General features: G+C 54.1%; 15 protein-coding genes and 1 tRNA gene. 12 read left to right on the forward strand and 4 right to left on the reverse strand.

The genetic code is table 11. From position 1 onward, the window contains the following. Positions 1-9: 9 nt before the first annotated feature. The gene (locus ABT58_RS20030; RefSeq protein WP_047876214.1) at positions 10-1,047 is read right to left on the reverse strand and encodes a type IV pilus twitching motility protein PilT; all 1,038 of its coding nucleotides are present in this window, start codon (positions 1,045-1,047) and stop codon (positions 10-12) included. 23 nt (positions 1,048-1,070) lie between these two features. On the opposite strand from ABT58_RS20030, the gene ABT58_RS20035 reads away from it, so the two are divergent. The 7 genes from ABT58_RS20035 (at position 1,071) to hemW (ending at position 6,038) form a co-directional block, all read left to right on the forward strand. After that, positions 1,071-1,781, forward strand: a complete 711-nt coding sequence (locus ABT58_RS20035) for a YggS family pyridoxal phosphate-dependent enzyme (RefSeq protein ID WP_047876215.1) — start codon at positions 1,071-1,073, stop codon at positions 1,779-1,781. Between the two features lie 104 nt (positions 1,782-1,885). Then, a complete protein-coding gene (gene proC / locus ABT58_RS20040) occupies positions 1,886-2,704 on the forward strand; it encodes a pyrroline-5-carboxylate reductase (protein WP_047876216.1) in 819 nt (272 codons plus the stop codon). 9 nt (positions 2,705-2,713) lie between these two features. Next, entirely contained in the window at positions 2,714-3,268 is a 555-nt protein-coding gene (locus ABT58_RS20045; RefSeq protein WP_047876217.1) for a YggT family protein, read from the forward strand. Then, on the forward strand, positions 3,265-3,558 hold the full coding sequence (yggU, locus tag ABT58_RS20050; protein ID WP_082211179.1) for a DUF167 family protein YggU: 294 nt from the start codon (positions 3,265-3,267) through the stop codon (positions 3,556-3,558). The genes ABT58_RS20045 and yggU overlap by 4 nt, the downstream gene beginning before the upstream one ends. A 164-nt stretch (positions 3,559-3,722) precedes the next feature. Next, positions 3,723-4,160, forward strand: coding sequence for a DUF4426 domain-containing protein (locus ABT58_RS20055; protein ID WP_047876219.1), 438 nt, complete (start codon positions 3,723-3,725; stop codon positions 4,158-4,160). A 114-nt stretch (positions 4,161-4,274) separates the two neighbouring features. Continuing rightward, positions 4,275-4,868: an XTP/dITP diphosphatase gene (locus tag ABT58_RS20060; protein WP_047876220.1), complete on the forward strand. Its 594-nt coding sequence runs from the start codon at positions 4,275-4,277 to the stop codon at positions 4,866-4,868. Positions 4,869-4,871: 3 nt separating this feature from the next. Next, the gene (gene hemW / locus ABT58_RS20065) at positions 4,872-6,038 is read left to right on the forward strand and encodes a radical SAM family heme chaperone HemW (protein ID WP_047876221.1); all 1,167 of its coding nucleotides are present in this window, start codon (positions 4,872-4,874) and stop codon (positions 6,036-6,038) included. Between the two features lie 134 nt (positions 6,039-6,172). Here hemW and ABT58_RS20070 read toward each other — a convergent pair whose 3' ends face one another. The 3 genes from ABT58_RS20070 to trmB form a co-directional block, all read right to left on the reverse strand. Beyond that, positions 6,173-6,712, reverse strand: coding sequence for a YggN family protein (locus tag ABT58_RS20070; protein ID WP_053063145.1), 540 nt, complete (start codon positions 6,710-6,712; stop codon positions 6,173-6,175). Between the two features lie 49 nt (positions 6,713-6,761). Beyond that, the gene (glsB, locus tag ABT58_RS20075) at positions 6,762-7,682 is read right to left on the reverse strand and encodes a glutaminase B (RefSeq protein ID WP_047876222.1); all 921 of its coding nucleotides are present in this window, start codon (positions 7,680-7,682) and stop codon (positions 6,762-6,764) included. Positions 7,683-7,785: 103 nt separating this feature from the next. Next, positions 7,786-8,523 carry a tRNA (guanosine(46)-N7)-methyltransferase TrmB gene (trmB, locus tag ABT58_RS20080; RefSeq protein ID WP_047876223.1) on the reverse strand — a complete coding sequence of 246 codons (738 nt, stop codon included), beginning with the start codon at positions 8,521-8,523 and terminating at the stop codon, positions 7,786-7,788. A gap of 168 nt (positions 8,524-8,691) precedes the next feature. Here trmB and mutY point away from each other — a divergent pair, with 168 nt between their 5' ends. From mutY to ABT58_RS20105, 5 genes are all read left to right on the forward strand, one after another. Next, positions 8,692-9,792 (forward strand): A/G-specific adenine glycosylase, encoded by a 1,101-nt coding sequence (gene mutY, locus ABT58_RS20085; RefSeq protein WP_047876224.1) that lies wholly within the window; start codon positions 8,692-8,694, stop codon positions 9,790-9,792. A 124-nt stretch (positions 9,793-9,916) separates the two neighbouring features. Then, entirely contained in the window at positions 9,917-10,678 is a 762-nt protein-coding gene (locus ABT58_RS20090; RefSeq protein ID WP_047876225.1) for a 5'-methylthioadenosine/adenosylhomocysteine nucleosidase, read from the forward strand. A 99-nt stretch (positions 10,679-10,777) separates the two neighbouring features. After that, positions 10,778-11,050, forward strand: a complete 273-nt coding sequence (locus ABT58_RS20095; RefSeq protein ID WP_047876226.1) for an oxidative damage protection protein — start codon at positions 10,778-10,780, stop codon at positions 11,048-11,050. Positions 11,051-11,187: 137 nt separating this feature from the next. Beyond that, a complete protein-coding gene (mltC, locus tag ABT58_RS20100; protein ID WP_047876227.1) occupies positions 11,188-12,330 on the forward strand; it encodes a membrane-bound lytic murein transglycosylase MltC in 1,143 nt (380 codons plus the stop codon). A gap of 141 nt (positions 12,331-12,471) precedes the next feature. Continuing rightward, positions 12,472-12,547, forward strand: a tRNA-Phe gene (locus tag ABT58_RS20105). The last annotated feature ends 60 nt before the right edge of the window (positions 12,548-12,607 follow it).

The following is a 12,607-nucleotide window of genomic DNA, read 5'->3' on the forward strand; positions in this document are numbered from 1 at the left end:
TAAATCTGATTAAAACTGGACAAAGCTACTGTCGACCACGCGGCGTCCTTCCTCGGCTTCGACCAATCCTTGCGCCACCAACATTTTCACGCTCTGCTCCATAGTCTGCATGCCCATGGACGAGCCGGTTTGGATCATCGAGTACATCTGTGCCACTTTATCTTCACGGATCAGGTTACGGATCGCGGGTGTCGCCATCATCACCTCATGCGCGGCAATTCGGCCGCCCGTCACACGCTTCAGCAGGCTCTGTGACACCACAGCACGGAGCGATTCCGACAGCATTGAACGCACCATCGGCTTATCACTGCCCGGGAAGACATCGATAATACGGTCGATGGTTTTCGCCGCCGAACTGGTGTGCAAGGTGCCCAGTACCAAGTGACCGGTTTCTGCTGCCGTTAACGCCAGGCTGATGGTTTCCTGATCTCGCAATTCCCCGACCAGAATCACATCCGGGTCCTCACGAAGCGCTGAACGCAGCGCGTTATGGAAACTGTGCGTATCACGGTGTACTTCACGTTGGTTGATCAAACAACGCTTACCGGTGTGCACAAATTCCACCGGATCTTCGATCGTTAAAATATGACGGTTGTAATTGTCATTGATGTAATCGACCAAGGCCGCGATGGTGGTCGATTTACCGGAACCGGTCGCCCCGGTCACCAGCACCAAGCCACGCTGACATTGGGCGATTTGATAAAACACTTCCGGTACCTGAAGAGATTCCAGCGTCGGGATGTCGACAGGAATGGTACGGAACACGGCAGCACTGCCGCGCGCCTGACGGAAGGCATTCACACGGAATCGACCCACGTCTGGCAACTCAAAGGAGAAGTCCACTTCCATTTTTTCTTCAAACTCACGACGCTGGGCATCGTTCATGATGTCAAACACCAAACGGTGTACTTCACCATGGTCTAACGCCGGCAAACTGAGCTTGCGTACATCACCATCCACCCTGATCATTGGAGGTACACCCGCAGAAAGGTGCAGATCAGAAGCATTATGCTTTACACTAAAGTCCAGTAGTTCGGTGATATCCATAAATTTTCCCCAAAGAATCAATTATGAATAGTATCAAGCAAAACATAGTGCAGGTCATCTCCCAGATTGACACTGCAACAGAAAAATGCGGTCGAAATGCAGGTTCCGTGCAACTTTTGGCTGTAAGCAAGACAAAACCTATTGCAGCTATCGAAGAAGCCATTGCTGCCGGCCATTATGCCTTTGGCGAAAACTATGTTCAGGAGGGGGTGGAGAAAATCCAATATTTCGCACAAAAAACCTACCCTGAACCGCTCACCTGGCACTTCATTGGCCCAATTCAGTCCAATAAGACCCGTCCGGTTGCCGAGCACTTTGATTGGGTCCACTCGATCGACCGCGCAAAAATCGCCCGTCGATTAAGTGAGCAACGTCCCGCCCACCTGCCGCCACTCAATGTATTATTGCAAGTGAACACCAGCGGTGAAGACAGCAAATCCGGCCTGAACTTCGCAGAAGTCGAAGCCCTGGCTGCCGAAGTGGCCGCAATGCCGAATCTGGTGCTGCGTGGCCTGATGTCGATCCCGGAAAAAGCAGACGATTACGACAGTCAGTTCGCCGCGTTCAGCAGCCTGCGTGATGCCATGACCGCGCTGCAAGCCCAGCATCCGCAACTGGATACCCTGTCGATGGGCATGAGCGGTGACTTGGAAGCGGCCGTCGCGGCAGGCAGTACCATCGTGCGTATCGGCACCGCCATTTTCGGCGCCCGTGATTACACGACAAAAGCGTAACAGGACGTTGCAATACTGCTATAAAACAAAAAGATAAACGTATAATTGGCCAAGGAAGGGCAGTGTCCTTTCTTTGGCCTCCGACATGCTTGTAAGGATTTAACATGGAACAACGTACGATTGCCTTTATTGGCGCCGGTAACATGGCCCGCTCCATCATTGCCGGCCTTGTCGCCAGCGGGTATGCCCCAGATAAGATCACCGCGACTGCGCCAAGCCCTGCCCGCCGCGAACCACTGGCACGTGATTACGGTATCCACACCACTGACAACAACCTCGACGCCGCCTCTCAGGCCGACGTGGTGGTACTGGCGGTCAAACCACAATTAATGGAAGAAGTGTGCCGCCCGCTGCAGATCCTCGATTTCTCAGGCAAGCTGGTGATTTCCATTGCCGCTGGCATCAATGCCACCCGCCTCAATGAAATGCTGGCCACCCACCTGAATCTGGTGCGCGTGATGCCCAATACTCCTTCCCTGATCGGCAAGGGCATGAGCGGCCTGTATGCAGCACCGGATCTGAACATCACCGATCGCCAGTTTGCCGAAGATCTGATGCGCGCAGTGGGTGAAGTGTGCTGGGTGGAACAAGAGTCTGGTATTAACGGCATCATTGCCGCTGCCGGCAGTGCCCCTGCGTATTTCTTCCTGTTCATGGAAGCGATGCAAAACGAAGCCATTGCACAAGGCTTTTCGCCGGAGCAAGCCCGTTTGCTGGTACAACAATCGGCTTTGGGCGCCGCCGAATTGGTGAAGGCCAATCCGGACGTTGCGCTGGATACCCTGCGTGAACAAGTGACATCCAAAGGCGGCACCACCGCAGAAGCGATCCGTACCTTTAACGATCGCCAACTTGGTGATACCGTAGCCCAAGCGATGCGCGCTGCTGTTGCCCGCGCTCAAGAGATGGAAACATTATTTTAAGGTTACTATATGAATTCAATGGGTTTTCTCGTCAGCACACTGTTTGACCTGTACATCATGGTCGTGCTACTGCGCATCTGGCTACAGTGGGCAAGGGCCGATTTCTACAATCCGTTCTCTCAATTCGTGGTCAAAGCCACTCAACCTGTGGTCGGCCCGCTGCGCCGTTTGATCCCGTCTATCGGCTCTCTGGACGTGGCGACCCTGCTGTTTGCCTACATCCTGAGCATGGGTAAATTCGTGATCCTGAACTTGGTGGTTGGCGGTGGCCTGATGTTTACCCCTGAGCTGTTCTGGATCGGTGGCCTGTCTCTGCTTAAAGCGGCCGGCGGCCTGCTGTTCTGGGTACTGCTACTGCGCGCTATCTTGAGCTGGGTAAGCCAGGGTCGCAGCCCGGTTGAATACGTGATGCACCAATTGACTGAACCAATGACCGCACCAATCCGCCGCGTGATCCCAGCGATGGGTGGTCTGGATCTGAGTGTGCTGGTGCTGTTTATCGGTCTGCAGTTTGCCAACTACCTGATTGGTGACATGGTCGGCCCTATCTGGTTCCAGCTATGACCACCAGCGCCGTGAGCAAGGACGGGGACGACTTGGTGATTCGCCTGTACATTCAGCCGAAAGCCAGCCGTGACCAGCTCGTGGGGCTGCATGGGGAAGAACTGAAAGTTGCCATTACCGCACCGCCGGTGGATGGCAAAGCCAATGCCCACTTGACCAAATACCTCGCGAAACAATTTCGCGTCGCCAAAGGTCATGTGGTGATTGAAAAAGGCGAGCTGGGTCGTCACAAACAGGTGCGCATTGAAGCGCCGAAAGTGATCCCGGACACTATCGCCGCCCTGCTCTAACCGTACGCACGGACGACCGTGCCATGCGCTAGCAGCAACAAAGCCTCAGCCCGTCTCCCGCAAGGAAGACGGGCTGATTGCTATACTCAATGGAACCCACTCACCACCCTCGCCCCCGCTGTACAGGGCGCCCCCAGCGTGGTGAGTATCATAAGGATAATGCTATGACTCGATACGCGCGCCTGTGCGCCTGCTTCGTTGCCACCCTGCTGTGTAGCCTGCCCGTGCAAGCCGAACAGTTTGCGAAAATCGGCGACTTTGAAGTGCACTACTCCAGCTTTCCCTCAACCTTTCTCACCCCCGACATCGCCAAACAATATCAAATCCAGCGCAGCCGTTACAACGGCGTGGTCAACATTACTGTGATTGATACGGCGGCCGACGGTAAACCGGCTGTGGCGGCGTTTGTGTCCGGCAAAGCCAAGAACCTGATTGGCCATGAGAAGAAGCTGGCATTTCGTGAGATCCGCGAAGGCAACGCCATCTACTACATCGCCGAAATCAAACATGCCAACGAAGAGCGTTTCACCTTCACCATCGACATTTCCCGCCAAGGCACCAAAGGCGCACTTGATTTTCAGCAGACCTTTTACGTCGATTAACCCAAACGACGGCGCCCTTTTATTTTCGGCGCAGTAGGATAAGATAGCGCCCCATTCACGCCCCCCTTTGCGAGGGCGTACGTCCATTGACTAGCGATGTTTCGAGGAACCGCAATGAGCAAATTAGTACTGGCCACGGGTAATCAGGGCAAAGTAAAAGAGATGGCAAGCCTGCTGGCTGACTTTGGCTTTGATGTGGTTGCCCAAAGTGACTACAACGTCTCTTCTGTCGCGGAAACCGGCACCACCTTCATTGAAAACGCCATCATCAAAGCACGCCATGCGGCCAAAGAAACCGGCCTGCCTGCGATTGCGGATGACTCTGGCCTGGAAGTGGATTACCTCAAGGGCGCGCCGGGCATTTACTCTGCACGCTATGCCGGTGAAGAGGCCTCTGATCAGGCCAACATCGACAAACTGCTGGCAGCAATGGCAGGCGTACCGGCGGAACAACGCACTGCGCGCTTCCACTGTGTACTGGTGATGATGCGCCACGAAAACGATCCGACGCCATTGGTTTGCCACGGCACATGGGAAGGTAGCATCACCGAGCACGCCCACGGCACAAACGGTTTTGGTTACGATCCGATTTTCTGGGTACCGGAAGATCAGTGTGCCTCTGCCGAGCTAGAGCCTGCTCGCAAGAAGCAACTGTCCCACCGTGGTCAGGCGTTGGCGCAGCTGTTTGCGGCCCTGAAGGACAAATAAGTCATGCTCGTGCCACCACCACTCAGCCTGTATATCCATATTCCTTGGTGTGTGCAGAAATGCCCGTACTGTGACTTCAACTCGCACGCCCTGAAAACCGCGATCCCTGAGCTCGATTACATCGATGCCCTGATTGAGGATCTGGAGATCGATCTGGCCGCTTATGGCCTGAATGAGGGGCAACGTCCGCTGCACAGTATTTTCATCGGCGGCGGGACACCGAGCCTGATCTCGCCGGAAGAAATTGGCCGCTTGTTGCAGGCAGTACAGCAACGCATTCCGTTCAGTGATGACATTGAAATCACCATGGAAGCCAACCCGGGCACGGTCGAAGCCGGTCGCTTTGATGGCTACCGCGCCGCCGGCGTGAACCGTATTTCGATCGGCATCCAGAGTTTTCAGGATGAGAAGCTGACCCGCTTAGGCCGTATTCATGGCCGTGATGAAGCGATCAAAGCCGCTGAGCGTGCGACGGCTGCAGGCTTGGACAGTTTCAACATCGATCTGATGCACGGCCTGCCGGATCAAAGCGTGGACGATGCCCTGTCGGATCTGAAACAAGCCATTGCGCTGAATCCGCCGCACTTGTCGTGGTACCAGTTGACGATTGAGCCGAACACCCTGTTCTACTCTAAGCCGCCGACACTGCCGGATGATGACGATCTGTGGGACATATTCGAGCAAGGCCACCAGCTGTTAGCGGAAGCCGGTTATGTGCAGTACGAGATCTCCGGTTACAGCAAACCGGGCAAGCAATGCCGTCATAACCTCAACTACTGGCGTTTTGGTGACTATCTGGGCATTGGCTGTGGCGCCCACGGTAAAGTCAGCTTTGCCGATGGCACCATCACCCGTACCGTGAAAGTGAAGCACCCGCGTGGCTACCTCAACCCGAGCAAGCCGTATCTGGATCAGGAAACGCAGGTGCCGGACAGCGAGCGTCCGTTCGAGTTCTTCATGAACCGATTCCGTCTGCTGGAAGCGTGCCCGAAACAAGATTACCCGGCGCGTACCGGTTTACCGTTCAGCACCATTGCCGAGCCGATTGACTGGGCATTAGCGCAGGGCTATCTGGTGGATAACGGAGAAGAGTGGCAGATCACCGAACACGGCAAGCTGTTCCTTAACGATCTGTTGGCCGCGTTTGTCGATGAGGATGAAGACGACTAACGCCTTCTCTTTCGATAGTGAGTCTCGCGCGCAGAATCCTGCCGTCACGAAAACAAAAAGAGCAGCTCAGGGCTGCTCTTTTTTATGACGAGAGTGATGGCGCGGCGTAGCGCCAATCACCGCCTTTGTCTGGCTCACTCAATGATGGTCACCGTCTGCCAGGTTTTTAATGCCGGGATCAAAGACTGGATCTCATGCTCTTTGGCTTGGCGAGCCGCCACGCGCTGACACACTTCCTGATCAATCAACTGAGAGCGCGACAGCATGAACGGCAAATCATCCCGCATGAACGCATGGTAGTCGGCCAGTGCCCCCATCTGCGCCTCATTGAGTTTGACTTTGTGAATGCCGAAATACAGTTGCCCGCTGGCTTTCACCTGAAAAGTTTCTTTCCCCAAGTCCATGCTCAGGACGTCATCTTGCAAGCTGATCGTATTGTGCCATTCGAGCTGACACAGAGAGGCGGACTCGGCCGTATTCCCTGCATCAGAAACAGACGGCGTGGACGACACCGGTTGAGCCTGTGCGCTGAAGACAGCCAGTACCGTGCCCAATACGGCACCTGACACACCCTGACTCACGGCACGTGTTACCTTGCCCGTTATGTTCGCCATCGCCTCATGACGGATCGACCACGAGCGACCACCGACTGCTTCACTCTGCTCATACTGCATAGCCTTCTCCCTGATTGCAGAAGCCGCCATGCCAGAAAAGGCAGCCCCGTTAAAAGATCGAACGTCCGATACGCTCAGCGAGTAATTCTAGGGCGGCGGTGCCCGCCAAGGAGTTGCCCGAAGGATCCAACTCTGGCGACCACACCGCAATGGTCATCTCACCCGGTACAATCGCGACAATGCCGCCACCGACCCCAGATTTCCCTGGCATCCCCACACGGTAAGCAAATTCCCCGGCGCCGTCGTATAACCCACAGGTCGCCAGTAATGCATTCATTTGCTTACTCTGAGTTTGGGTGACAATTGTTTTTTTTGCGCCCAAAGGAAGCCCTTTATTTGCTAAGTAGCTGAATGTACGAGCCAAATCCACACAACTCATCTTCAGTGCACAATAGCTAAAGTAATTGCTGAGCACCGGCATCACTTCATTTTGGAAGTTACCGAACGAACGCATCAGGTAGGCAATCGAGGCATTGCGATCGCTGTGCTGCATCTCAGACGCGGCGACCGTTTTGTCGTAAATAATGTGCGGGTTACACGCCAGTTCACGCACCAGTTCCAGCATACGGTACTGCGGCGCAGACAAGCGGCTGTGCAGCATATCTGACACCACCAGCGCACCGGCATTGATAAACGGATTACGCGGGATGCCGTTTTCCAGCTCCAGCTGGATCATCGAGTTAAACGCATGACCCGACGGCTCTTTACCGACACGCTGCCAGATCTCTTCCGGCTCGTACAGGCTCATCGCCAGCGTCAGGCTCAGTACCTTGGAGATCGACTGGATCGAGAAACCTTCTTCACAGTCACCGGCTTGAATGATCTCACCGTCGTTGTAACACACCGCGATCCCCAGCTTATGGGGCGGGACCTCTGCCAGCGCAGGAATATAGTCCGCCACCTTGCCCTGACCGATCAGCGGTCTGACTTCATCGAGGATCTCATTAAGCAACTGTTCTGTTGGCTTCATTACACGTTCTCCAAGGGTAAAAAAGCCAACACGAGGTTGGCTTTCTTGTTTAACACTATGCTGTCATATCGCGGGAACGATACCCGCGTGGGGCAGCGAGGACTTATTCAGTACGTGCGTACTTCATGTCCCATACGCCATGGCCCAAACGGTGGCCACGGGCTTCAAATTTGGTCAGTGGGCGGTCTTCAGGACGCGCGATGTAGTCGCCGTCTGTCGCCGTGTTCGCGTAACCCGGTGCCGCGTTCATCACTTCTACCATGTGCTCTGCGTAGTTTTCCCAGTCAGTTGCCATGTGGAAGATACCGCCGATTTTCAGCTTCTTACGTAGCATTTCAGCAAACGCAGGCTGCACGATACGGCGCTTGTGGTGACGCGCTTTGTGCCATGGATCAGGGAAGAACAGCTGTACGCAATCCAGGCTGCCGTCTGGGATCATGTGCTCAAACACTTCCACGCCGTCGTGACACATTACGCGAAGGTTCGTCAGACCCGCTTCTTCAGCTGCCATCAGACACGCACCTACGCCAGGGCTGTGTACTTCAATACCGATGAAGTTTTTCTCTGGGGCATTTTTTGCCATCTCAACCAGAGAGGCACCCATGCCGAAGCCGATTTCCAGTACCACTGGTGCTTCACGGTTGTACACTTCTTTCCAGTCCAGCATCTGCTGAGCGAAGTCAATACCCATTGCTGACCAGTTTTTTTCCATCGCCATTTCTTGGCCTTTGGTTAAACGGCCTTCACGACGCACAAAGCTACGGATCTTACGTACCAGTTTGCCGTCTTCGGTAAATTCAGTCAGGGTCACGTCACCTGACTTTTTTGAAACTTCGCTCATGCTTACAATCCAAACAAAAAAGAAACGGAACGGCATTATCCAAAGTTACAGACTAAGTGCAAGTCTATCGTTTGCGAGCGGCCCCAGTTTATGGTGCAATCAACAACCAATTATGCTTCCTATCATCATGGTCCGCCTGATATGCGGTCCACAACATGAGCCTAGCCTGTGACGAATACCTTCTCTGATGCCATTTTAGCGTGGTATGACAAATTTGGCCGCAAAACCCTGCCTTGGCAGCAAGAAAAGACCCCGTATAAAGTCTGGCTGTCGGAAATCATGCTGCAACAAACCCAGGTCGCAACGGTGATCCCCTACTTTGAGCGTTTCATGGCCCGCTTCCCGACCGTGGCTGACTTAGCCGCCGCCGAACAAGATGAAGTGCTGCACCTGTGGACGGGGCTGGGCTACTACGCCCGCGCCCGCAACCTGCACAAAGCCGCCAAACACATTGTGGATCACCACAACGGTATCTTCCCGACCGACATTGAAGCCGTCATGGCGCTGCCGGGTGTCGGCCGCTCAACCGCCGGCGCGGTGCTGTCGCTGTCCCTCAAACAGCATCACCCGATTTTGGACGGCAACGTCAAGCGCACGCTGGCCCGTTGCTACGCTGTCGAAGGCTGGCCGGGGAAAAAGCCGGTTGAAAACGCCTTATGGGGCATCGCGGAAACCAATACCCCGGCCAATGGTGTAGAGCGTTACAACCAAGCCATGATGGACATGGGCGCGATGATTTGTACCCGCAGCAAGCCCAAGTGTGAATTGTGCCCTGTCGCGACAATTTGCCAAGCCAAAGCCAGCGGTCGCCAGGCGGATTTCCCGGGGAAAAAACCCAAGAAAACCCTGCCAGAGAAAAACACCTGGTTTGCCATTTTCCAGCGCGGGGATGAAGTGTGGCTGGAGCAACGTCCGCAAAGCGGGATCTGGGGCGGCCTGTGGTGTTTCCCGCAACACGACACCGATGCGCTCGAGGCGCTGATTAATGCTCGACTGGGCAGCGCGGGAACAACCGCCGAGTCACACATTGTGGCGCAGGAGCAACTGACGGCTTTCCGCCACACGTTCAGCCATTACCATCTGGATATCGTGCCGATCCACTTTACCCTCAGTGATAAGAGCAACATTACCTCACCACTGACTGATGAGCAGGGTGAATCGCGTACCGGACAATGGTACAGCTTGACCAACCCGGCCAAGATAGGCTTAGCCGCTCCGGTACAAAAAATCTTGGACAGCCTCGCCTACCACCTCGCTCACGCGTCCTAAACACGCTCAGCACACTCAGTAAAACAATGCGGGGAATAGTCGCCTTCACTGGCTATTCCCTCTTGAGATAAAAGCCGTTATTATCGCACCGATTATCTCCCTCTTGCTGCTGAGAAGCTTATATATGTCTAAATTTTCTCTCTTTTTCGCTCCACTGCTCACGTTATGTTCTTTTTTTGCCTCCGCGACGCAAACGATTGCTATCGTGGGCGCCATGGATGTGGAAGTGAACAACCTGCTCCCGGAAATTGAACAACACAAAGCGGTGCAGATCGGCCAACATACGTTTCATACCGGTACCCTGCGCGGCCACCCTGTGGTAGTGACCCGTTCTGGCGTCGGCAAAGTCAACGCGGCAATCACCACCACCCTGTTGATCCGTGAATTTAAGGCTGAGCAATTCATCTTCACCGGTATCGCTGGTGCCGCAGCCCCTGAACTCAGCCCGACCGATGTAGTCGTCTCTAATGCCTTAGTGCAGCACGATGTGGATCTGACCGTGTTTGGCAACCAACCGGGCCTGATGGATGGCTTTGACGATCGTCTGTTCCACGCCGATCCGCGCTTGGTACAACTGGCTCAGCAAGCGGCTGAGAAAGTGGTCGGTAAGGATCATGCTTTCACCGGCATCATTGCCACCGGCGATCAATTCATTGCTGACAAGCAACGCGTCGCTGAGATACGCAACGAATTCAATGCGATGGCGGTAGAAATGGAAGGAGCGGCCGTGGCGCAGGTGGCCTTCATGTTCAACAAACCGTTTGTGGTGATCCGCACCATCTCTGACAAAGCCGACGGCTCGGCCCACATGGATTATCCGAAACTGAAACAAGCCACGGCGGATAACTCGATTGCGATCACACTGGCAATGTTAGCGCAGCTGTAACACGCCACGCTCTAGCCGCTTTTCTCGGTCTCTGGTATAACTACGGCATGACAATTTCCCCGCCACGTATGCCGGGGACCATAGTGAAAGGAACGCCTCATGAGCCGTACTGTTTTTTGTGCCCGCTTGAAAAAAGAAGCGGATGGTCTGGACTTCCAACTTTACCCGGGTGAGCTAGGCAAGCGTATTTTTGACAACATTTCAAAAGAAGCGTGGTCAGAATGGCAAGGTAAGCAAACCATGCTGATCAACGAAAAGAAACTGAACATGATGGATCCAGAGCACCGTAAGCTGCTGGAAACGGAAATGGTGAAGTTCCTGTTTGAAGGTCAGGACGTGATCATTGACGGCTACACACCGCCAAGCGAATAAGGCAGGCGCCTGAATCCATCACGTTTTCACCATGGCGTAGCGCATTTTTCTCGCCTGAACGGACAAAGACATTGATAATGATCTCATTTACGATCTCGTACTTGGGATCTTTTTTTTGCCTGTCTGTTTGAACGTTTATGAAAAAACCTGCTCTGTTGGTTGCACTGAGCGCCCTGCTCACCCTCAGTGGCTGTAGCCGTGAATTTGTCGAGTCAATGTACGACGTCGACTACACCACCACTAACCGCTTTGCCAACAACCTGGCGCCGCAACCGGGCCAGCTCACCAAAGATTCAGCAGCCTTAGACCAACTGATGAACAGTTTCAGCGGACAGGTAGAGCGTTACTGGGGTGAAAACGATGCCCTGGTGGCCAGCAAACGTCAGTACGTCAAATACACCGATGGCTACCAAAGCCGTGCCCATGTGGATTTCGAGCGTGGCGTGGTCATTGTTGAAACCGTGGCCAAGACCGATCCGACCCAGCACCTGAAAAGTGCCATCACCACCACCTTGCTCACGCCGGAAAACCCGGCCGGGGTCGATTTGTACTCCGATTCCGCCATTGAACTCGGTGACAAGCCGTTTTTGTATGGCCAGATTTTGGATAACGAAAAACAGCCGATTGAATGGTCATGGCGCGCCAACCGCTTTGCCGATCATCTGATTGCCACCCAACTAAAAAAGCGCGCGGAGCGTTTTCACCAGGTCTATTATGTAGAAATTCCCATGGTGGCCGATCACGCCGATAAACGCGGCTACAAATACGCCCACATTGTACGGGATGCATCCCGCCGTTACGGGATCAGCGAAGATCTGATCTACGCCATCATCAAAACCGAGAGCAGTTTTAACCCCTATGCGGTCAGCCATGCCAATGCCTACGGCCTGATGCAGGTGGTACCGGCTACCGCTGGCGCCGATGTGTTCAAGCTGGTGAAAAAGCGCAGCGGCGAGCCAAGCCCGATGTATTTATTTGATCCGGCCAATAACATCGACACCGGCACCGCGTACTTCTACCTGCTGCGTCATCGCTACCTGAAAGCGGTGAAAGATCCCCTGTCGCTGCACTACAGCATGATTTCCGCCTATAACGGGGGCACAGGGGGCGTACTAAAAACGTTCCATCATGATCGCAATCAGGCCATGACGAATTTGAACCGATTACAACCCAACCAGGTCTACTGGGCGCTCACCCACAAGCACCCCAAAGCCGAAGCGCGTCGTTATTTGCAAAAAGTCACCAATTACCAAAAAGCGTTTAATCAAGGGAAGTTATAACGCCACGCAACGCGCAGCGACCATGAAACACCCGATAACACGCAAGAGCGTACAAAAAGCCAGCACACAAACAATCAGGGACGATTTTTCTGAAAAAAAGGTTGACGGAAAACCGGAAAACCAGTTTAATAGCGCTCCGTTGCCTCGATAGCTCAGTCGGTAGAGCAGAGGATTGAAAATCCTCGTGTCGGTGGTTCGATTCCGCCTCGAGGCACCACTCTTCTCTTTTTGAAGAGGGTGCAAGCAACGACAAACAATTCCCCCTTAGTTCAGTCGG

Origin of the sequence: Photobacterium aphoticum, from assembly GCF_001029435.1 — a bacterium.
Lineage (GTDB): Bacteria > Pseudomonadota > Gammaproteobacteria > Enterobacterales > Vibrionaceae > Photobacterium > Photobacterium aphoticum.

Bases quoted from the DNA above. Each gene is read 5' to 3' on its own strand.
- ABT58_RS20045 (WP_047876217.1), top strand. From the start codon at position 2,714: ATGAATTCAATGGGTTTTCTCGTCAGCACACTGTTTGACCTGTACATC.
- ABT58_RS20095 (WP_047876226.1), top strand. From the start codon at position 10,778: ATGAGCCGTACTGTTTTTTGTGCCCGCTTGAAAAAAGAAGCGGATGGT.
- trmB (WP_047876223.1), bottom strand. From the start codon at position 8,523: ATGAGCGAAGTTTCAAAAAAGTCAGGTGACGTGACCCTGACTGAATTT.
- proC (WP_047876216.1), top strand. From the start codon at position 1,886: ATGGAACAACGTACGATTGCCTTTATTGGCGCCGGTAACATGGCCCGC.
- yggU (WP_082211179.1), top strand. From the start codon at position 3,265: ATGACCACCAGCGCCGTGAGCAAGGACGGGGACGACTTGGTGATTCGC.
- hemW (WP_047876221.1), top strand. From the start codon at position 4,872: ATGCTCGTGCCACCACCACTCAGCCTGTATATCCATATTCCTTGGTGT.
- ABT58_RS20070 (WP_053063145.1), bottom strand. From the start codon at position 6,712: ATGCAGTATGAGCAGAGTGAAGCAGTCGGTGGTCGCTCGTGGTCGATC.
- mltC (WP_047876227.1), top strand. From the start codon at position 11,188: ATGAAAAAACCTGCTCTGTTGGTTGCACTGAGCGCCCTGCTCACCCTC.
- ABT58_RS20090 (WP_047876225.1), top strand. From the start codon at position 9,917: ATGTCTAAATTTTCTCTCTTTTTCGCTCCACTGCTCACGTTATGTTCT.
- glsB (WP_047876222.1), bottom strand. From the start codon at position 7,682: ATGAAGCCAACAGAACAGTTGCTTAATGAGATCCTCGATGAAGTCAGA.
- ABT58_RS20060 (WP_047876220.1), top strand. From the start codon at position 4,275: ATGAGCAAATTAGTACTGGCCACGGGTAATCAGGGCAAAGTAAAAGAG.
- ABT58_RS20030 (WP_047876214.1), bottom strand. From the start codon at position 1,047: ATGGATATCACCGAACTACTGGACTTTAGTGTAAAGCATAATGCTTCT.
- ABT58_RS20055 (WP_047876219.1), top strand. From the start codon at position 3,723: ATGACTCGATACGCGCGCCTGTGCGCCTGCTTCGTTGCCACCCTGCTG.
- ABT58_RS20035 (WP_047876215.1), top strand. From the start codon at position 1,071: ATGAATAGTATCAAGCAAAACATAGTGCAGGTCATCTCCCAGATTGAC.